The organism is Bradyrhizobium sp. AUGA SZCCT0283, assembly GCF_018130385.1.
In the GTDB taxonomy this organism is placed as follows: domain Bacteria; phylum Pseudomonadota; class Alphaproteobacteria; order Rhizobiales; family Xanthobacteraceae; genus Bradyrhizobium.
In genome coordinates this window covers 107,823-127,840 of the sequence record NZ_JAFCLU010000009.1, presented here as the reverse complement: position 1 = coordinate 127,840, position 20,018 = coordinate 107,823, and the positions used below count along the sequence as shown (strand labels likewise).

The window sequence follows — 20,018 nt, the reverse complement described above, 5'->3', positions numbered from 1 at the left end:
GGTCTGTCCCGACACAAGGTCTCCGTTCAAAGGCGATCACGATCCGGTGTTTTGTGGCCTAGGGGATAGAGCAAGCGGCCGATCAGAACAATGATTTTGGGCACCGCCGCAACGAGTTTGCCGATTGTTCGGGCAAGGCTTGCCTGCAGGCTCCGAGGCCGCCGACCTGCCATTCCAAAACACCGATTGTGCGTCGCAACAAAATCAATAGAGTGCGGTCCTCAAGAGGGTTTTTCGTTGTCCGACACCAGTGCCAATGCCTTGGCCGCTTCAGGCCACCGCCCGATGGGCTTTCCCGAATTCGTGATCGTGATCGCGTCCATCATGGCGCTGAATCCGATCGCGATGGACATGATGCTGCCGGCGCTGCCGAACATCGCGTCCACGTTCCACATCACGGCCGCCAACCGGCCGCAGATGGTGCTGTCGATCTTTCTGCTCGGCTTCGGCGTCGGCCAGTTCGTGATGGGGCCGCTGTCGGACCGTTTCGGCCGCCGTCCGCTGCTGCTCGGCGGCATGGCCCTCTATTGTGTCGCCAGCCTGCTTGCGATCGCCGCACCTTCCTTTGAAACCCTGCTGCTGGCGCGGGCCCTGCAGGGCCTCGGCACCTCAGCCACCCGCGTGATCGCGACCTCGATCGTCCGTGACTGCTATTCCGGCCGTCGCATGGCAAGCGTGGTGTCGCTGGCGATGATGGTGTTCATTGCCGTGCCGGTGGTCGCGCCGTCGTTCGGACAGGCCGTGCTGATGCTGACGCAGTGGCGCGGCATTTTCATCGTGCTGATGCTGTATGGCGTGGTGGCGCTGATCTGGACCGCGCTGCGCATGCCGGAGACGCTGCCCGTCGCCATGCGCAGATCGCTCGCCATCCGCGAGGTGCTTGACGCCTTCCGCCAGACCGTGACCAACCGCCAGACGCTGGGCTATGCGCTCGCGGCCGGCGGCGTCGTGGGTTCGCTGTTCGCTTTCGTGTTCACGTCGCAGCAGGTGTTCACCGAAATCTACCAGCTCGGGCATTATTTTCCGCTGGCCTTTGCCGGCATCGCCATCGGCACCGCCATCGCCGGCTTTATCAACTCCCGCCTGGTCGGCCGTCTCGGCATGCGCGTGATCTCGCATGGCGCATTGCTCGGGTTCGTGGCCGTCGCCGCAACCATGCTGGCGGCGACGAAAATGCAGATGCTGCCCCTGCCGCTGTTCATGGCGCTGTCGGCATCGATGATGTTTGCCTTCGGCCTGATGATCGGGAATTTCACCGCGCTGGCGATGGAGCCGCAGGGCCATATCGCCGGCACCGCCTCGTCGCTGTACGGCTCGATCACGACCCTGCTCGGCATCGGCATCGGCGTCACCATCGGCCAGGATTACGACGGCACGCTGCTGCCGTTCGCGACCGGCTTCTTCCTGTGCACGCTGGCTGCGCTCGCCGTGGTGCTGGCGGTGGAGAAAGGCCGGCTGTTCCGGCCGCATGGCGCGAAGGCGTGATGGGCATGGCAGGTGCCTGCCCCGGCGCTGGCGTCGTTTGGCGAAGCTGATAACAATTGCTCACATCGCATCAGAATTGGGAACCGGAAGATGGATAACCGCAGTAATATCTGGCGTGGCGTCGACACCATCAAGCCGCGCTTCGTCGACTTGAGCGACCGGGTCTGGGCGATGCCCGAGGTCTGCTACACCGAAGCGCGCTCGTCGGCCGAACATCTGGCCGAGCTGCGCCATCAGGGTTTTCGCGTCACCGAGCAGGTCGCAGGGATTCCCACCGCCGTGATGGGTGAATGGGGCGAAGGCGGGCCCGTGATCGCCTTCCTTGGCGAATATGACGCCCTGCCCGGTCTCAGCCAGGAGGCCGGCGTGGCCGAACCTCGCCCGCTGGAGGCCGGCGGCCACGGCCATGGCTGCGGCCACAATCTGCTCGGTTCGGCCGCGCTACTTGCAGCCACGGCCGTGAAGGACTGGCTCGCCGAACACAAGGTGCCGGGGCGCGTGCGCTATTACGGCTGCCCCGCGGAAGAAGGCGGCGCGGCGAAGGCCTTCATGGTGCGATCGGGCGCGTTCGATGACGCCGACATCGCGATCACCTGGCACCCGTCGAGCTTCTGGGAAGTCGTGGTGACGCCTTCGCTCGCCAACACCCGCGCCGATTTCATCTTCACCGGGCGCACCTCGCATGCCGCGGCCTCGCCGCATCTTGGCCGCAGCGCGCTCGATGCGGTCGAGCTGATGAATGTCGGCGTCAACTACATGCGCGAGCACATGCCGAGCGACGCCCGCGTCCACTATGCCCTGCTCGACACCGGCGGCATCGCCCCCAACGTGGTGCAGGCCCATGCGCGCGTGCGCTATTCGATCCGCGCCCGCGACCTGCCTGGCATGAACGAGCTGGTGGAACGCGTCCACAAGATCGCGCAGGGCGCGGCATTGATGACCGAAACAAAAGTGGAGATGAAGATCATTTCCGCCGTCTCCAACATATTGCCGAACACGCCGCTCGAGCAGGCTCTGCACGGCATCATGGAAGAACTCGGTCCCCCGCATTTCGACGAGACCGACAAGGATTTCGCCGCAAAAATCCGCTCCACGCTGACGGACAAGGATATCGAGAGCGTCTATCACTCGATCGGCATGGAGCCGACCGACCGGCCGCTGGCTGATTTCATCGTGCCCTTAGACGCCAAACGTAACCCGCAAATCGGCTCGACCGACGTCGGCGACGTGAGCTGGGTCGTGCCCACCGTTCAGGTCCATGCCCCGACGGTAGCGATCGGCACCCCGTTCCACACCTGGCAGGTGGTGGCGCAGGGCAAGAGCCCGCACGCCCACAAGGCCATGGTGCAGGCGGCCAAGGCGATGGCGGGGCTCGGCGTCCGGGCGCTGACGGAGCCGGACCTGATCGCCGCCGCCAAGGCCGACCTGAACAAGCGCACCACCCGCACGCCTTATGTCAGTCCGCTGCCGGACAGCGTTGCGCCGCCCCTGGATATGTCGCTGGCCTGACCGGACATCAGCCCGGACGAGGCTGGACCTCGCTGATCCGGCGAACAAATTTTTTGCAATCCGGGGTGCGTTTGGAGCACGGATGGCGCCGGATTGCTGAAGCGGTGTGCGCTGCAGCGCCGTTTTGCTCAAGCAAAAATCAACAGCGGCTTGCCGTCACGGGGGTGGTCTGTCGACAGACGTTGACCTCGGGGGCATTTGGTGTGCCATCTTACCGGGGGACACCTGACGCTGCCGCCCGGCGGCGCGCCGCAACCACGCCGGAACCAGATGGGGACAACGATGCTGGACACTGAACTGCGAAGCATGATCGATGAGGTAAAGGACGGCCGGATGGATCGCCGCGCCTTTGTGCAACGCATGATCGCTTTTGGCCTCACCGCGCCAATGGCCACGCAGATACTCGCCATCGGCGGTGTGGCGATGGCGCAGAGTCCCGCTCCTTACAAGCCGACCAAGCGCGGCGGCGGCGGGCCGCTCAAACTGCTATGGTGGCAGGGACCGACCCTGCTCAATCCGCATTTTGCCACCGGCACCAAGGACCAGGACGGCTCGCGCCTCTTCTATGAGCCGCTCGCAAGCTGGGATTCCAGCGGCAACCTCTGTCCGATTCTGGTGGCGGAGATTCCGTCGATTCAGAACGGCGGTCTCGCTGCCGACGGCAAGTCGGTTACCTGGAAGCTCAAGCCGGGCGTCAAATGGCATGACGGCAAGCCGTTCACCGCCGACGACGTCGTGTTCAACTGGGAATACGCCCGCGATCCCGCCACCTCAGCGCTGACCATCGGTGTTTACCAGGACATCACCGTCGAAAAGGTTGACGATCTCACTGTCCGCGTCCTGTTCAAGAATCCCACCCCGTTCTGGGCCGATGCCTTTGTCGCGGTGGTCGGCTGCATCCTGCCCAAGCATCTGTTTGCGGACTACAAAGGCGCCAAATCCCGCGAGGCTCCGAACAATCTCAAGCCCGTCGGCACCGGTCCCTACAAGTTCGTCGAGTTCAAGCCGGGCGACGTCGTGCGTGGGGAACTCAATCCTGACTACCATATGCCGAACCGCCCCTATTTCGATACGATCGAGATCAAGGGCGGCGGCGATGCCGTCTCGGCGGCACGCGCGGTGATTCAGACCGGCGAATACGACTATGCCTGGAACATGCAGGTGGAAGACGACGTCTTGCTGCGCCTGGAGAAGGGCGGCAAGGGCAAGACCGTCTACTCGACCGGCGGCGATATCGAATTCATTGCGCTGAACTTCACGGATCCCAACACCGAGGTCGACGGCGAACGCTCCTCGATCAAGACCAAGCATCCCCTGCTCTCCGATCCGGCCGTTCGCAAGGCGCTGGCGCTCCTCGTCGACCGCGATGCCATGCAAAAGCACATCTACGGTCGCGCCGGACGCACCACGGCCAACTTCCTCAACGGCCCGGACCAATTCGTCTCCAAGAACACGAAATGGGAGTTCTCAATCGAGAAGGCGACCCAGCTGCTGGAGGAGGCCGGATGGAAAGTCGGGGCCGACGGCATCCGGGAGAAGGACGGAAAGAAGCTGAAGCTCCTCTACCAGACCTCGACCAACGGCCCGCGCCAGAAGACCCAGGCGATCGTCAAGCAGGCCTGCCAGAAGGCCGGCATCGACGTCGAGCTGAAATCGGTGGTCGCCTCGGTGTTCTTCTCCTCCGACGTCGCCAATCCAGACACCTATTCCAAGTTCTATGCCGACATCGAGATGTTCCAGATTCCGATGACCCAGCCCGACCCGGCCCAGCATATGCGGCGCTTTCATTCGCGCTTCGTGGCCACCAAGGAAAACAAGTGGCAGGGCAGGAATTTCCCGCGCTGGGTCAACAAGGAGTTTGATGCCGCGATCGACGCGGCCGAGGCTGAAGTCGATCCGATCAAGCGGGCCGCGTTCTACATCAAGGCCAACGACATCATGTGGCAGGACACGGTGGTCATCCCGGTGATGCACCGCCTGAAGGTCGGCGCGGCAACCAACTCGCTGCGCCCGGTGCTCAGCGGCTGGACCAACGACACCGACAACATCCAGGACTGGTACCGAGAGACCTGATAGCCGGCATAGGCGGATCGTTTCTCATGCGGCAGTATGTTCTGCGTCGCCTCCTGATCGCGGTCCCGAGCCTGCTCGGGATCTCGCTCGTGCTGTTCATCGTGCTGGCGCTGGCGCCCGGCGATCCGTTCAGTGAACTCGCGACCAATCCCAACGTGCCGCCCGAAGTAGCGGCGGCGCTTCGGGCCAAGTTTGGCCTCGACGATCCGATCTACCTCCGCTACCTGCACTGGCTTTCGGCCATGCTGCAGGGCGACTGGGGCTTTTCCTTCGTCAGCCGGATGAACGTCGACACGCTGATCCTGCAGCGCCTGCCGACGACGCTCTATGTGATCGGCTCGGCGCAACTGCTGGCACTCACGATCGCGATACCGGTCGGGGTCTATGCCGCGACGAAGCCCTACTCGATCTTCGACCAGATCGCCAACACGCTCGCCTTTATCGGCTTTTCGCTGCCGACCTTCTTCACCGGCCTGCTGTTCATCCTGCTGTTTTCAATCACGCTGGACTGGCTGCCTTTCGTCTACACCTCCGACATCAAGGCGACCGGCTTCCGCTGGGTGATCGAACAGGTTCGGCAGGCGATCATGCCGGTGATGGTGCTCGGGCTGTTTCAGGCCGCCTCCATGACGCGCTTCGTGCGCTCGGCCATGCTGGACGTGATCCGCCTCGACTACGTCACCACCGCCCGCGCCAAGGGCCTCGGGCAGGCCAGGGTGATCGTCAAGCACGCGATGCGCAACGCCATGATCCCGGTCGTCACGCTGGTGGCGCTGCAGATGCCCGCGGTGTTCGGCGGCGCCATCGTCACCGAGCAGATTTTTCGCATTCCGGGCATCGGCTCGCTCCTGATCTCCTCCATTCTCTCCAACGACACGCCGGTCGTGATGGCCGTGACTTTCGTCTTCGCCTGTCTCGTCGTGCTCTTCAACCTGATCGCGGATGTCCTTTATGGCTGGCTTGACCCTCGCATCTCCCTCCGCTGAGCGGCGGCCGGCCTGGTCGCCCTGGCGCGAGACCTGGCGGCGCTATCGCCGCCACAAGCTCGCCGTGGTCAGCGCAGTCCTGCTGATTGTCCTGATCGCGGCGGTGGTGTTCGGTCCCTTCGTCTGGCGCGTCAGCATCAACGACATCGATTTCAACGCCCGCCTCGAAGGCCCCTCGCTCGCCCATCCCTTCGGCACCGACGATCTCGGACAGGATATTCTCGCCCGCATGATCTACGGCGGACGCATCTCGCTCGCGGTCGGCCTCGCCGCGATGGCGGTCGCTGTCATCGTCGGCACGGTGATCGGCGCGCTCGCCGGCATGTCGCGCGGCGCGCTCGGGCATGCGCTGATGTGGCTCACCGACCTGTTCCTCTCGCTGCCGCAACTGCCGCTGCTGCTGCTCCTCATCTATCTGTTCCGCGACGGGCTGAAGGCCGCCTTCGGCCCCGAGGGCGGCATCTTCATTCTCATCGTGCTGGTCATCGGCGGCCTGCGCTGGATGCCGGTTGCCCGCCTGGTGCGCGCGCAGTTCCTGTCGCTGCGCGAAAAGGATTTTGTCGAAGCCGCCCGCGCGCTCGGCGCCAGTCCGCTGCGGCAGGTGGTGCGCCACATCCTGCCCAATGCGCTGGGACCGGTGATCATCGCGGGCACCATCGACGTCGCCGCCGCCATCATCGCGGAATCGACCTTGTCCTTTCTCGGCCTGGGCTTCCCGCCCGACGTTCCGACCTGGGGCCGGCTGCTGTACGACGCCAAGGACTTTCTCGACATCGCCGCCCACTGGGCGTTGTTTCCGGGTGGCGCGATCTTCGTTGCGGTGGTCGCCATCAACTTCATCGGCGACGGGATGCGCGACGCGCTCGATGCAAGGCGGGTGATCTGATGGCGCCGCTGCTCGAGATCAAGGGCCTGAAGACTCACTTTGCCACCGATGACGGCGTGCTAAGGGCGGTCGACGGCGTCGACATCTCGCTCAACAAGGGCGAGACGCTCTGCGTGGTCGGGGAATCCGGCTGCGGCAAGACCGTCACGGCGATGTCGATCCTGAAGCTGATCGCGATGCCGCCGGGGCGCATCGTCGAAGGCCAGATCCTGTTCGAGGGCCGCGATCTGGTGCCGCTCACGAGCAACGAGCTTGACGATATCAGAGCCAAGGATATCGGTTTCATTTTCCAGGAGCCGATGACCTCGCTCAACCCGGTGCTCACGGTCGGCGAGCAGGTCGCCGAGGTTCTTCGTCGCCACGAGGGTCTCTCGAACAAGGACGCGCTGGCCCGCACCGTGGAAATGTTCAAGCTGGTGCAGATCCCCAATGCCGCCGGCCGCGTGCATGATTATCCGCACCAGTTCTCGGGCGGCATGCGCCAGCGCGTCATGATCGCGATGGCGCTGGCCTGCAAGCCCAAGCTCGTCATCGCCGACGAGCCGACCACCGCGCTCGACGTGACCATCCAGGCGCAAATCCTCGATTTGTTGCAGGACATGAAGGAACGCTTCGGCATGGCGGTGATGCTGATCACCCATGCGATGGGCGTCGTGGCGGAGACTGCGCAGCGCGTCGTCGTCATGTATGCCGGCAAGGTGGTGGAAGAGGCCGATGTCGACAGCCTGTTCGAAAGCCCGCGCCATCCCTACACGCAGGGCCTGATCCGCTCGATCCCGCGCATCGACCTCGACAGCGCGCACAAGACCCGGCTGGAAACCATCGGCGGCACCGTGCCGATCCTGATCAATCCCGCGCCCGGCTGCCGCTTCGCGCCGCGCTGCCGCTTCGCCTTCGCGCGCTGCGCCGAACAGGAACCGGTGCTGCGCGAGGTAGCACCTGGCCACCGCATGGCCTGTCACCTCGGAGATACGCAGGGAGCGAGCGCATGAGCGAACCCCTGCTGCGCGTCACCGGACTGAAGAAATATTTTTCCGTCAAGGGCGGGTTGCTTTCGCGCGAGGTCGGGCGCGTTCACGCGGTTGACGGCGTGTCGTTTGCGGTCAACCGCGGCGAAACGCTCGGACTGGTCGGCGAGTCCGGTTGCGGCAAGTCGACCACGGCGCGCTGCGTGCTGCGCCTCATCGAACCCAGCGAAGGCGAGATCGCCTTTGAGGGGCAGGACATGCTTGGCCTTTCCGGCGGCGACCTGCGCGCCATGCGGCGCAACATGCAGATCGTGTTCCAGGACCCGTTCGCCTCGCTCAATCCGCGCATGACCGTCGGCGCGATCCTGGGCGAAGCCTTCACCATCCACGAGCTCGCTTCCTCGGCCAGCGAGCGGGACGACCGCGTGGCGAGCCTGCTCGTCAAGGTGGGGCTGAAGGCCGAGCACATGCGCCGCTACCCGCATGAATTCTCCGGCGGCCAGCGCCAGCGCATCGTGATCGCGCGCGCGCTCGCGGTGGAGCCGAAGTTCATCGTGTGCGACGAGCCGGTATCCGCGCTCGACGTGTCGATCCAGGCGCAGGTGATCAACCTGTTGGAGGACCTGCAGGCCGAACTCAACCTGACCTATTTGTTCGTCGCCCACGATCTCTCCGTGGTGGAGCATATTTCCGACCGCGTGGCGGTGATGTATCTCGGGCGCATCGTCGAACTGGCTGACGCGAGCGAGCTCTACCGCCGTCCGCAGCATCCCTATACCCAGGCGCTGCTCTCCGCCGTGCCGGTGCCGGACCCGAAGGTGAAGCGCAAGCGGATCCGCCTGCAAGGCGACGTGCCGAGCCCGATGAACCCGCCGCGCGGCTGTCATTTCCACACCCGCTGTCCGATCGCCGAGCCGCGCTGCCGGGAAAGCGCGCCCGAACTGAAGCAAGGCAGCGACGGGCATTTCGTGGCCTGCCATCTGGCCTGAGCGCGGAGAGGTATTCGGGTCAGGCTATTCGCCGCTTCTGGTGCGGGCGGCGTTGTGAATTCAATCATCGAAAATACGGCGGCCCCGCCCCGGCAGCGGTTGAACCATTCTTGCCGGGCCGGGGCCGAGATCGGATCGTCGCGTTATCTCGGGTGAACGCCGTTCTTGCGGATCAGGTCCGAAAGCTGGGACAACAGCTCCCGAAGCCGGGCGTTCTCCTCGATCAGCGAGTGAGCTTCGTCGGCCTGTTCGTCGCGACGAAGGGCGGGCTCGTCCCCGCGAAGGGCATTCTCAAGCAGTGAAAGGGCGTCGTCGGTCGGTTCCTCAACCCAAAATGAAGGTTCTGCGCGGCGGTCTCGCTTATTAAGCTGCGGATGGTCTACTCGCATGATTGATACTCCAATTTTAAAAAGCGCAACGTGCCCCCAGTCGTTCTGTCGCGCGCGGAGAATGATGTGAGTCGGCGGGCAAATTTGCGACTAAAATTGGAATCGCGCGAAGCCGACCCCGGCGCCAAAGCGGCGTGATTGCGGCGAATCTTCAAGCCTGCGCGGTCCGGAATTACAGCCCGCGCGTGCGCATTATGGCGTATTCGAGCGAAGCGTGCTCTCGGAATGCACACCGCTTCGCGTCAGGAAAACGCGTCAAAACAACAATCTAGAGCCTGGTTCTGATTCAATCAGAACCGAAAAGTTCTCTCAAAGAAACGTGGCCAATTGATAGAGCGCGTAAAGAACTTCCAGCCCCATGAGAACGAGCGCTGCGATCATCAGATAATAACCAAAATGCATGCGAGACTTGCAACCAATGCCTTTCGCGGCCCGTGCGAATCTCGCGCCAGGCCGTAAACCAAACTCGATACGCGTCGGAAGGGACAAGCCTCCAACGAACCATGCGTCGGCAACCAGAAATGAAAAGGCCTCCGCCGCCGCGGAAGTGTTACCATTGTCGCGAACCTCTTCTGAGGTTTCTTGTTCGACGCCAGCTCGCCTGTTCAGACACCGTGGAAAATCTTGATTCCCCACAGCACGATGACGATGGCCAGTACCAGCGTAGCCGCCGTCAGTACACTTTCTAAGGAAGCGACTCTCATACTCACTCTCCGCTTCCCAGCCCCGCTAACGGTCTAGGTGATTCGTTGATTCTCCTGCAATCGCATGATCACAATGCTTTGAACGTTGCCCCGCAGTTGTGTTTTACGGGTCACACATCTGGGTAATGGCGGCACACTTCGCCGCCACGGCTGCATCGCCATGCGCCGACTGAAGCGGAAATGCCCGCTGCTCCGGACGGTTTTTCGATTGAGGACGATTTACTCGGGCTGGCTTGCCGGAGCGTAGGACCCGGCCGGGACCGGAGCACTCCGCCGCCGTTCGGCGAGGGCTGCCAGGCGGTCGTATTCCTCCGCCACCTTGAGCAGGCGGCCCTGGTCCTTGACGGCATTCGCGGCTAACGCCCGAGTCCGTTCCGCACGCCTGCGCCAGTGATCCGCATTGGTCAGGAAATCCGTCATCGATACGTCCCTAAATAAGATGCTTTGCTCCCCAGCCGCGCAGACGTCAGAATGGTCCACGATACGTCAAAAATTTGGCCTAATTCGATCTGCCGTGTGAATCCAAGGACGTGTGACCGATCTGCCGAGCCACTTCGGCGTTACCTTTCCGACGCAAATTTGCCTCCGACTCAATGGAAAGCTCATCGTGGAACTGACGACTGGGCCACCTTGTGATCAGGAATGTGTCATGAGTATCGAACATCCGCCGCACGACAGACAGGCCCGCCGCAATGCATTTCGGGACGTCGGACACGCCGACAACGTCGTGCCGCTGCGCGAAGACAATGGCGTGCGCCAGGCAAATGAAGCGCCGCATCAGGACGACGAACTTCTGACCGCCCTGTCGCCCCTGCTCGACGAAGTCGATGGACTTCGGGGAGATGAGGCGCTGCATCAGAAAGCCGATAACGTCGGACTGCTGCTCGAGGAGAATGCCCGGCTTCGCAAGCTTGCGGTCAAGCTGTCAAATCTGCTTGGCGACCTTCCCGAGCGGGGCACGTAAGATCGAGACCGCGGCGGCATTGCCGCCGGATCGTCCAACGTCGCTTCGCTGCACTTCTTGAATAGCTGTGCGCCACGTTCAGGAACGTGATGGGCTTTGGACATCAAATAGAATGCGTCGAGCCAAAACATCGCATTGGCGTCGCGCTGCTCGGCTGCGCGTGACAACCATTTGATGGCTGGGCCGGGATCTGTGGTGACCTGCAGGTTATAGTCGGCGAGCCTCGAAGTCCGCGGGATCTTGGCCCCTTGGCGCCAGCGAGTACGGCACCTCCCAATCAGGATGGCGGAGGAGAGGAACTGGGATCTAATTTCTCCGCTCAGGCAAGCCCCGTCCGCTTCCACACCTCAATCATTGCCTCGGCGAGCCGATCGATCAGGGCGTCGTCATGATACGGCGATGGCGTGATGCGCAGACGCTCCTGGCCGCGCGGCACGGTCGGATAGTTGATCGGCTGGATGTAGATGCCGTGCTCGGTCAGCAGCAGGTCGGAAGCCTGCTTACACTTCTCGGGATCACCGACATGAACAGGTACGATATGGGTATCGCTCGGCATCACCGGCAGCCGTGCCGTATGCAGCACCGATTTCAACCGCGCCGCGCGGTCCTGGTGGCGGTCCCGCTCCCATTGCGAGGTCTTGAGATGGCGGATCGCGGCAGTCGCCGCGGCGCAGATCGCCGGCGGCAGCGCGGTCGTGAAGATGAAGCCCGGGGCATAGGAACGGACAGCGTCGATCAGATTGGCCTTGGCCGCGAAGTAGCCGCCGAGGCAGCCGAAGGCCTTGGCCAGCGTTCCCTCGATGATGTCGACCCGGCTGGCTGCGCCGTCGCGCTCGGTGATGCCGCCGCCATGGGCGCCGTACATACCGACTGCATGGACCTCGTCGACATAGGTCAGCGCGCCATAGCGCTCGGCAAGGTCACAGATCTTGTGCAGCGGCGCGACGTCGCCGTCCATCGAATAGAGGCTCTCGCACAGGATCAGCTTGGGACGATCGGGATCGGCTGCACGCAGGAGCTGCTCGAGATGGCCAACGTCGTTGTGGCGCCAGATCACCTTGTCGGTACCGGCCTTCCGCACGCCCTCGATCATCGAATTGTGGTTCAGAGCATCCGAAAGTAACAGGCAGTTCGGCAGCAGCTTCGCGATCGTGGAGATCCCGGTCTCGTTGGAGACGTAGCCCGACGTGAACACCAGCGCAGCTTCCTTGCCGTGCAGGGAGGCCAGTTCATGCTCCAGCTCGATCAGCGGGTGGTTGGTGCCGGCGATGTTGCGGGTGCCGCCTGCGCCGGTGCCCATCCTCGTCGCCGCGTCGACCAGCGCACCGACGACCTTGGGGTGCTGGGCCATGCCGAGATAGTCGTTGGAGCACCAGATCACGACCTCGCGCGGGCCCTGCGGGCAATGCCAGATCGCGTGGGGAAACCGCCCTGCCAGCCGCTCGAGGTCGGCGAACACCCGGTACCTGCGCTCGTCATGCAGCTGAGCCAGTGCGCGATCGAAACAGGCGTCGTAGTCGAGACCGAACCGCTTTTGCCTGGCCTGGAAATTCATGGCGCAACTCCTTGTCACCCAAAATCAGTTGAACTTGTAGGAACCCTGCACGAAGACGCCGTAGCGATCGGTGTTGTAGCGCAGCAGCTGGTTGAAGGTATCCACCGCGTCGGTGCTGAAGTGCCACCAGCGGCCGCCGATTCCGAGGCTGAAAGCGTCGGTCAGGTGGAACTTGAACACGGTTTCAGCCTGGAATCCGGAGCCGTGCCCCGCGGCCGGATCGCGGCCGAAAGTGAAATAATGAGTGTCGACGGCCTTCTGCGAGGTCCAGACATAGGCGACCTCCCCTTGCCAGCTGAGCCGGTCCCAGATCCGCGCGTCGACGGCCACGCCGGCGCGCCCGGAGTGCCAGCGATCCTGCTCCGTCACCACCTTGATGTTCGGACCGAGCGCGGGCATGCAGATCACCGGGTTCCCGCCCAGCTGCGTACAGCCGTGCGCATCCACCGTCTCCATCCAGTAATGGTAGCCGACGAACGCGCCGAGCCTGACGCGCTCGGCCTCGATCAGGTTGAAGCCGAGATCGACGCTGCCATATTGCAGTTGCCCGCTGGCGCTGCTGCTGGTGCGCGAGGACGGTGTGACGAACGGCGCGAAGTCGTCGTCTATCATCTTGCCGCCGGACACCTTGCCGGCGCCGGCATAGCCCTTCAGGAACATGTTTGCGAAAGGCCCGTCATAGGCGTCGAACCGGAAGAACGCTTCGCCCGTGTGGCCGGTCAGGCCGTTGTAGTCGAGCCGCGATACCTGGGTCGTCGCGGTCTGGTCGGCAAAGTAGTTGTAGCGGTTCTTGCCCGAGCTGAACCAGTAGCGCAGCCCCGTTTCCAGCGCATAGGACCGCGGCGCCGCATCCTGGTCGCGCAGCGGCAGACCGGCCCCGGGGCTGTTGCGGGCCGCCTCCTCCATCGCGCCGCCCTTCGCCCAGGCGCAGGATACGGTCGAAGCGCGGCAGCGGGTGGAGACGCCATCCATGCCGAAATCGTGGCGCAGCGTAATGGTGCCGAACAGGTCTCTCCCCGCCGACTTGACCTGGTTGAGGGTCGAGTCGACGAAACGGTAGCCGATCTCCGCCTCCATGCTCAGCTCCTTCGACCACAGATAAGTGACCAGGAACGAGGGAAGGATCGTGAGCTCCTTCAGATCGGTGCGCGTTCCGGTCCGGTAGCCGAGCCGCAGCCGCGGGCTGACCGCAAGATCGGGCGACAGCGGATAGCGCGTGTTGAAGTCGAGCACGTAGAACCGCGAATCCGCGAGGTTCGCGTAGCGGACGGCGGCCATGAACAGGTCGCCCGGCTTGACGATGCCGCTGCCTGTCAGCTGGGTCGAGGCATAGTATTCGAGCCCACTCGCCATCGTGCCGTCGACGCCGCCGGAGGGCAGCGTGCCCGAGAGATTGGTGACGGTGGCGTCGGTGGAGACCTGCCAGGTTTCGCTGAGCGGCTTCGAGTAGCTCGCCATCGCCGACGAGAAGGTCGGCGTACGGTCGATCGCGAACTGCCTGATATCGGCAGCAGTGTTGAACTTCATCATGTCGTACAGGGTCAGGAAGGGCTGGCCCTGCAGCGCGTTCCAAGTCGAGAGGAACGGCACCTTGCGATAGTCGAGCGCGGTGTTGATAACGGACTTGTCTTCCAGCGTGTAGGTGCCGGAGAAGATCGCCGCATTCAGCTGCTGGAAATGTGTGTCGTAGTCGATCGTGCCGAGCGCGGACTTGTTGGCATCGAAATAGCGGAACTCGGCGCCGATCGCCTGGCGGTCGACGATCGCGCTGTCGTACTGGGTGATGGCGTAGATGCTGGTCTCGAGCCCGCCGAAGATCTTGCCAAAATCGATGCTGGCGCCGTACAGCGACTTGTTGTCCTTGAACGGTGCGTCGAACCGGCTCCAGTTCGGCGAGCCCGCCAGCACGTTAAAGCGCACCGCCGGACTGTACTGCCAGCTCAGCACGGCGCCGTCGAAGCGGCCGATCACGCCGCCGGTGTTGCGCGACTGCCGGCCGACCCGCGCGGTGAGATCATAGTCCTTCAGCGTGTAATCGACCTGGGCCGTCGACACGCCGTATTTGTCGGTCTGGGTATCGAACCGCCGTTCATGCGTGAAGGCGAGCTTGAATTTGGTCCGGACCTGGTCGTTGTCGGAGGTGCCGAACAGGTCGAAATTGGACAGCAGCGTGTTCTGGTGGATGCGGTGCGCGTCGGGATCGGCGTTCGGGTTGGGCGCGCGCGACAGGTCCTTGACCGCGGTGGTGCTGTCGTTGGTGATGTAGGTCGTCGACAGGCTGCCGGACATGGTCCAGCGGGTCTCGCCGGTCGGCGGCGGCTTGCGCACCCCGTTCGGCTCGGCGCCCTGCCCCGGCTGCTCCCGCGGCCGCTCCGGCATGGCCGCGGTCTGGATCGCCGCCAGCCGCTGCCGGACCCGGTCGCTGCCCTCGCCGGTCGGATAGCGGCGCAGATAGTCCTCGTATTCCGCGACCGCCTCGGCGGTCTGGCCCGCCTTCTGCCTGGCGACGCCGAGCAGTTCCTGCGCCTCCGGACTGGTGCTGTTCTCCGGGTATTGCAGCGCCTTTCTCAGGATCGCGATCGCCGCCGGATAATTGCCCTTGCGGATCGCCGCCCGCGCCTCGTCCATCGACGCCTCGGCGATGCGCCTATCCGCCGGCGACAGCTTGCGGGGCGGGCCGACGTCGCGTCGCACGGACTCCGCCGTCCCGATCGGAAAGGCGGAGAGTTTGCAGGCCGAGGCCGGCCCCTTGCGCGCGATCAGCACCGCGATCTGCTCGAAGCTGCCGGACTGCACGACCTGGTATTGCACCTCGCCGCCGAACAGGATGACGAGGACCGGTCCTCTGGCTTCGTCCAGAGCAAGGTAGACATCGCGGATGCCGAGACCATGGGCGTTCTCGACCCGCACGCCCTCGCGGCGGACCAGCCGCCGTGCCAGCGTTCCCTCGCGGTCGACCAGTTGCAGCGAGATGCTGAGCTGGTTGCCGCGGTCCGGCGGGAAATGCCCGACATAGCGAATCCGGACATGGAAGTTGACCCGCAGCAGGCTGCAGTTTCCAACCGTCATCAGATCCGCGCCGGAGACGAACTGGTCGATCACCGGCTGGGCACGCAGTCCGGTCGCCGCGCCATCGAGCAGAATCGCCGCGAGCGAAATCGCAGCGAAACTGCGCACCATCAGTCCCATGCGAGCGAACACGTTGCGCGTCACCAGCTGCCTCCGTTGACGCGATGCAGCCGCTGCCGGCGGGTCTGGATCGTGGTGCCCGACTTGTCGGCGTAGATGTGGCAGGCGCCGGTGCAGTCCTTCAGCTCGGCGGCGGTGTAGTTCATCGGCACCGGCTTGAGCGACTTGACGTGCTGCTGCGGGCGGAAGTCGTCGGTATGGCAGCCGCCGCAATCGGGCTTGCTGGCCGCGAACTTCCAGGTCACGACCTGGCTGTTACCGGCATGGCACGCACTGCAGGCGATGGTGGCGCCATGATTCGGATAGCTCGCCGACACGTGGCGATAGGTCACGGACGACCAGCTGACCGTGCGATGGCAGCTCTCGCAGGACACCGTGGTGACGAAATGCTTCGGCCCCTTGCCAGACGCCGTGGTGCCGTTGTGGCAGCTGGCGCAGGGCGCCGTCAGCGTCGCGTGATCCATTCGCGCACCACTGAAGGTGACCGTGCTCTTGTGACAGGTCTCGCAGGCCGCACTGGTCACCACGTGCTTCTGCGGCTTGCCGCTGGCCGTGCCGCCATTGTGGCAGGTCGCGCAGGCTGCCATCGTCGCGCTGTGACTGAAGCGCGCACCGGCGAAGGTCGCCGTGCTCTTGTGGCAGGTGTCGCAGGACGCCGTGGTCGGCACATGCTTCGGCGGCTTGCCGCTGGCGGTGCCGCCATTGTGGCAGCTCGCGCAGGCTGCCGTCGTTGCCGTGTGGCTGAAGCGCGCGCCGGCGAAGGTCGCCGTGCTCTTGTGACAGGTCTCGCAGGAGGCGCTGGTCGGCACGTGCTTTTGCGGCTTGCCGCTGGCAATGCCGCCATTGTGGCAGGTCGCACAGGCCGCGGTCGTGCCGGCATGGGTGAAGCGCGCACCCGCGAAGGTCGCCGTGCTCTTGTGGCAGGTGTCGCAGGAGGCCGTAGTCGGCACGTGCTTCGGCGACTTGCCGGTCGCAGCATTGCCATTGTGGCACGATGCGCAAGGGCCGCGCGTGGTCATGTGGTCGAACCGGCTCGAGACCGCGCCCGCCGCAGGGGCTGCGGACAGACCGAACTGCTGCGCCGGTGCCAGCCGGGCACCCGGTTGCAGCGATTGATCTGCGGTGGACGGTCCGATCGTGGGCGCGAGCTTGCTGCGGCCGTTGGCGGCGATGGTCGCGCTTGGGGCAGACGATGCGGCGGCGGCCGGCGGTGTGCCCGCAGCCGTGGAGGCACCCGCGGCTTCCTTGTCACCCTTGGCCAATGCCGACTGGGGCGCCGCCGCATTGTTCGTGGCCGGGCCCGGTGCCGGAGCCGGCGAACCGGAGGACTGGGTTGCACTGCCTCCAATTCTGCCGGTTGCCGAATTGATCGCGGACGTGACCGCCGTCATCGTGCGGTTGGCGACCGACTGCATCGCCGACCTCACCGCGGTCATCGGGTTCGTCACCGACTTCGCGGTCGTCGTGCAGGTACCTGCGGAGTCCTTGGGATTATCGTCCCAGGTCGAGAAGCTGACGGCCGCACCGGTATGACAGCAGCCGCAATCCTGCGACTTCGCCTTGTGCTCGGGACCCTTGGCCCCCCGCTTGCCCTGCCCCGTATACGAGCCGTTGTGGCAGCTGTCGCAGCGCGTCGCATGCACCGCCGAGTGGCTCATCGTGTAGGTCGTGAAACTCGCCGCCGTATTGACGTGGCAGTTCGAGCACTGGATGCCGGTTACGGGAATGTGCGGCGGCGTGGTCATGCCCTTTGCGACCGCGCCATTGTGGCAGGAGGAACAGTTGGTGTCGGTGGCCTTGTGGGTGAACACGCCCCCGGTCCAGCTGACATAGCCGCCGGACACCGACCTGGCGTGGCAGCTCGCGCAATCTGCGCCATTGGTCGCGACGTGGCCCGAGAACGACGCCGTCCCCATCGCGCCCTTGGTCCCCTGCGAGGTGAAGGCGCCGGAGTGGCAGGCATCGCAGCGCATCGTCGACACCGATGCGTGGTTCATTGTGTAGGTGGTGAAGCTCGCCGCCGTGTTGGTATGACAGTTCGAGCATTGCAGCGTCCCCGTCGGGATGTGCGGCGGGGTCGTCATGCCCTGCGCGGTCTTGCCGTTGTGGCAGGACGAGCAGTTGGTATCGGTCGTCTTGTGGGCGAAGGTGCCGCCGCTCCAGGAAGCGTATCCGCCGGACACCGCCTTGGCGTGGCACGAGGCGCAGTCCGATCCGTTGGTCGCGACGTGGCCGGCGTAGGACGCCGTTCCCATTGCGCCCTTGGTCCCCTGCGAGGTGAAGGCGCCGGAGTGGCAGGCGTCGCAGCGCATCGTCGACACCGAGGCGTGGTTCATCGTGTAGGTGGTGAAGCTCGCCGCCGTGTTGGTATGACAGTTCGAGCACTGCAGCGTCCCCGTCGGGATGTGCGGCGGGGTGGCCATGCCCTGCGCGGTCTTGCCGTTGTGGCAGGACGAGCAGTTGGTGTCGGTCGCCTTGTGCGCAAAAGTGCCGCCACTCCAGGAGGCGTATCCGCCGGACACCGCCTTGGCGTGGCACGAGGCGCAGTCCGATCCGTTGGTCGCGACATGGCCGGCGTAGGACGCCGTTCCCATTGCGCCCTTGGTGCCCTGCGACGTGTACGCACCGGAGTGACAGGCGTCGCAGCGCATCGTCGACACCGATGCGTGATTCATCGTGTAGGTGGTGAAGCTCGATGCCGTGTTGGTATGACAGTTCGAGCACTGCAGCGTTCCGGTCGGCAGGTGCGGCGGCGTGGTCATGCCCTGTGCGGTCTTGCCGTTGTGGCAGGACGAACAGTTGGTGTCGGTCGGCTTGTGCGCAAAAGTGCCGCCGCTCCAGGAGGCGTAACCGCCGGACACCGCCTTGGCGTGGCACGAGGCGCAGTCCGATCCGCCGGTCGCGACGTGGCCGGCGTAGGACGCCGTCCCGAGCGCGCCCTTGGTGCCCTGGCTGGTGTACGCACCGGAGTGACAGGCGTCGCAGCGCATCGTCGACACCGACGCGTGGTTCATCGTATAGGCGTTGAAGCTCGCCGCCGTATTGGTGTGGCAGTTCGAGCACTGCAGCGTCCCCGTCGGGAGATGCGGCGGGGTCGTCATGCCCTGTGCGGTCTTGCCGTTGTGGCAGGACGAGCAGTTGGTGTCGGTCGCCTTGTGCGCAAAAGTGCCGCCGCTCCAGGAGGCGTATCCGCCGGACACCGCCTTGGCGTGGCACGAGGCGCAGTCCGATCCGTTGGTCGCGACATGGCCGGCGTAGGACGCCGTTCCCATTGCGCCCTTGGTCCCCTGCGACGTGTAAGCACCGGAGTGGCAGGCGTCGCAGCGCATCGTCGACACCGACGCGTGGTTCATCGTGTAGGTGGTGAAGCTCGATGCCGTGTTAGTGTGACAGTTCGAGCACTGCAGCGTCCCGGTCGGCAGGTGCGGCGGCGTGGTCATGCCCTGTGCCGTCTTGCCGTTGTGGCAGGACGAGCAGTTCGTGTCGGTCGGCTGATGCGCGAAGACCGCCTTGGCGAAACTGACGGTGGTGGAATGGCAGGCTTCGCAGGCAATGTTCGTCGGACGGTGCGTGGCCGGCTTGCCGATCGCGGTCTTGCCATTGTGGCAGTTGGCGCAGCCTGCCACGATCCCGGTGTGATCCATCTTCATGGCCACCCGGAAGCTCGCCGTCGTCTTGTGACAGGAATCGCAGGGGGCACTGGTCGCGATGTGGCTCGCAGACTTGCCCGATGCCATCTTGCCGTTGTGGCATGTCGCACAGCCGGCTTTCGCCTGCGTGTGGTCGATCCGGCGGATATCCTTCCAGGTCGTGGTCTGATGACAACTTTCGCAGCTGGCCGTGGTCTTCGGATGGCTCACGGACATGCCAGCCGTCTGCGCGCCGTTATGGCAGCTCGCACACCGCGTCTGGGTCCCCTTGAAGCGGCCACCAACATGGCAGGCCGAACACTCGACTGCGGTGTGGCTGCCGGTCAGCGGAAACCCGGTCGAGAAATGGTCGAACGACGACCGCGTATCCTGCGCGGTCGCCGTGATCGCGGACGCGAGCACGAGCAGGCAGGCGACGATCGCGCACCGGACGACGGAACGCGACCTACGCACCAACAGCGACAGATGGCTGCTGCACTCTACCAACCCGATCTCCGACTTCGTTCACCAACTCCAGGATTTCCGGAGATGCACGTGCAGCCACCCGACCGTCAGTCAAAGCAAAGCCGTCAGGCGAAGCGCCTGCGCGCTTGCCTCCTGGCCACCAGTCGATGCTGTTTGCAGATCCCCGGTACAGCGAGGTGGTTTTCGAATCCCCATCCACCCGCCTG

The 20,018-nt window shown here is 64.4% G+C and carries 13 protein-coding genes; 8 read left to right on the top strand and 5 right to left on the bottom strand.

Annotated elements, in window-relative coordinates:
* Positions 1–237: 237 nt before the first annotated feature.
* The 7 genes from JQ624_RS14965 (at position 238) to JQ624_RS14935 (ending at position 8,896) form a co-directional block, all read left to right on the top strand.
* Positions 238–1,485: a multidrug effflux MFS transporter gene (locus tag JQ624_RS14965; RefSeq protein WP_212419662.1), complete on the top strand. Its 1,248-nt coding sequence runs from the start codon at positions 238–240 to the stop codon at positions 1,483–1,485.
* Between the two features lie 90 nt (positions 1,486–1,575).
* Positions 1,576–2,994 carry a M20 family metallopeptidase gene (locus JQ624_RS14960; RefSeq protein ID WP_212419661.1) on the top strand — a complete coding sequence of 473 codons (1,419 nt, stop codon included), beginning with the start codon at positions 1,576–1,578 and terminating at the stop codon, positions 2,992–2,994.
* A gap of 282 nt (positions 2,995–3,276) precedes the next feature.
* Entirely contained in the window at positions 3,277–5,067 is a 1,791-nt protein-coding gene (locus tag JQ624_RS14955) for a peptide ABC transporter substrate-binding protein (RefSeq protein WP_212419660.1), read from the top strand.
* 26 nt (positions 5,068–5,093) lie between these two features.
* The gene (locus JQ624_RS14950; protein WP_212419659.1) at positions 5,094–6,053 is read left to right on the top strand and encodes an ABC transporter permease; all 960 of its coding nucleotides are present in this window, start codon (positions 5,094–5,096) and stop codon (positions 6,051–6,053) included.
* On the top strand, positions 6,019–6,939 hold the full coding sequence (locus JQ624_RS14945) for an ABC transporter permease (protein WP_212419658.1): 921 nt from the start codon (positions 6,019–6,021) through the stop codon (positions 6,937–6,939). The genes JQ624_RS14950 and JQ624_RS14945 overlap by 35 nt, the downstream gene beginning before the upstream one ends.
* The gene (locus tag JQ624_RS14940) at positions 6,939–7,931 is read left to right on the top strand and encodes an ABC transporter ATP-binding protein (protein ID WP_212419657.1); all 993 of its coding nucleotides are present in this window, start codon (positions 6,939–6,941) and stop codon (positions 7,929–7,931) included. The genes JQ624_RS14945 and JQ624_RS14940 overlap by 1 nt, the downstream gene beginning before the upstream one ends.
* Positions 7,928–8,896, top strand: a complete 969-nt coding sequence (locus JQ624_RS14935; RefSeq protein ID WP_212419656.1) for an ABC transporter ATP-binding protein — start codon at positions 7,928–7,930, stop codon at positions 8,894–8,896. Before JQ624_RS14940 ends, JQ624_RS14935 begins: the two co-directional genes overlap by 4 nt.
* A gap of 143 nt (positions 8,897–9,039) precedes the next feature.
* Here the strand turns inward: JQ624_RS14935 and JQ624_RS14930 are convergent, their stop codons facing one another.
* Positions 9,040–9,285 carry a hypothetical protein gene (locus tag JQ624_RS14930; RefSeq protein ID WP_212419655.1) on the bottom strand — a complete coding sequence of 82 codons (246 nt, stop codon included), beginning with the start codon at positions 9,283–9,285 and terminating at the stop codon, positions 9,040–9,042.
* A 923-nt stretch (positions 9,286–10,208) separates the two neighbouring features.
* On the bottom strand, positions 10,209–10,409 hold the full coding sequence (locus tag JQ624_RS14925; protein WP_212419654.1) for a hypothetical protein: 201 nt from the start codon (positions 10,407–10,409) through the stop codon (positions 10,209–10,211).
* A gap of 187 nt (positions 10,410–10,596) precedes the next feature.
* On the opposite strand from JQ624_RS14925, the gene JQ624_RS14920 reads away from it, so the two are divergent.
* A complete protein-coding gene (locus JQ624_RS14920) occupies positions 10,597–10,953 on the top strand; it encodes a hypothetical protein (RefSeq protein WP_212419653.1) in 357 nt (118 codons plus the stop codon).
* 319 nt (positions 10,954–11,272) lie between these two features.
* On the opposite strand, the gene hemA is transcribed toward JQ624_RS14920, so the two are convergent.
* The 3 genes from hemA to JQ624_RS14905 are packed head-to-tail and all read right to left on the bottom strand — an operon-like array spanning position 11,273 to position 19,833.
* Positions 11,273–12,508, bottom strand: a complete 1,236-nt coding sequence (hemA, locus tag JQ624_RS14915; RefSeq protein WP_212419652.1) for a 5-aminolevulinate synthase — start codon at positions 12,506–12,508, stop codon at positions 11,273–11,275.
* Between the two features lie 24 nt (positions 12,509–12,532).
* On the bottom strand, positions 12,533–15,721 hold the full coding sequence (locus tag JQ624_RS14910; protein ID WP_312014421.1) for a hypothetical protein: 3,189 nt from the start codon (positions 15,719–15,721) through the stop codon (positions 12,533–12,535).
* Positions 15,718–19,833: a hypothetical protein gene (locus JQ624_RS14905; protein WP_212419651.1), complete on the bottom strand. Its 4,116-nt coding sequence runs from the start codon at positions 19,831–19,833 to the stop codon at positions 15,718–15,720. Before JQ624_RS14905 ends, JQ624_RS14910 begins: the two co-directional genes overlap by 4 nt.
* Positions 19,834–20,018 lie beyond the last annotated feature (185 nt).

What these genes read in the sequence shown, in the direction of transcription:
- JQ624_RS14945 (WP_212419658.1), top strand. Translation starts at nt 6,019, where the DNA reads ATGGCTGGCTTGACCCTCGCATCTCCCTCCGCTGAGCGGCGGCCGGCC.
- JQ624_RS14950 (WP_212419659.1), top strand. Translation starts at nt 5,094, where the DNA reads ATGCGGCAGTATGTTCTGCGTCGCCTCCTGATCGCGGTCCCGAGCCTG.
- JQ624_RS14960 (WP_212419661.1), top strand. Translation starts at nt 1,576, where the DNA reads ATGGATAACCGCAGTAATATCTGGCGTGGCGTCGACACCATCAAGCCG.
- JQ624_RS14955 (WP_212419660.1), top strand. Translation starts at nt 3,277, where the DNA reads ATGCTGGACACTGAACTGCGAAGCATGATCGATGAGGTAAAGGACGGC.
- JQ624_RS14925 (WP_212419654.1), bottom strand. Translation starts at nt 10,409, where the DNA reads ATGACGGATTTCCTGACCAATGCGGATCACTGGCGCAGGCGTGCGGAA.
- JQ624_RS14940 (WP_212419657.1), top strand. Translation starts at nt 6,939, where the DNA reads ATGGCGCCGCTGCTCGAGATCAAGGGCCTGAAGACTCACTTTGCCACC.
- hemA (WP_212419652.1), bottom strand. Translation starts at nt 12,508, where the DNA reads ATGAATTTCCAGGCCAGGCAAAAGCGGTTCGGTCTCGACTACGACGCC.
- JQ624_RS14930 (WP_212419655.1), bottom strand. Translation starts at nt 9,285, where the DNA reads ATGCGAGTAGACCATCCGCAGCTTAATAAGCGAGACCGCCGCGCAGAA.
- JQ624_RS14935 (WP_212419656.1), top strand. Translation starts at nt 7,928, where the DNA reads ATGAGCGAACCCCTGCTGCGCGTCACCGGACTGAAGAAATATTTTTCC.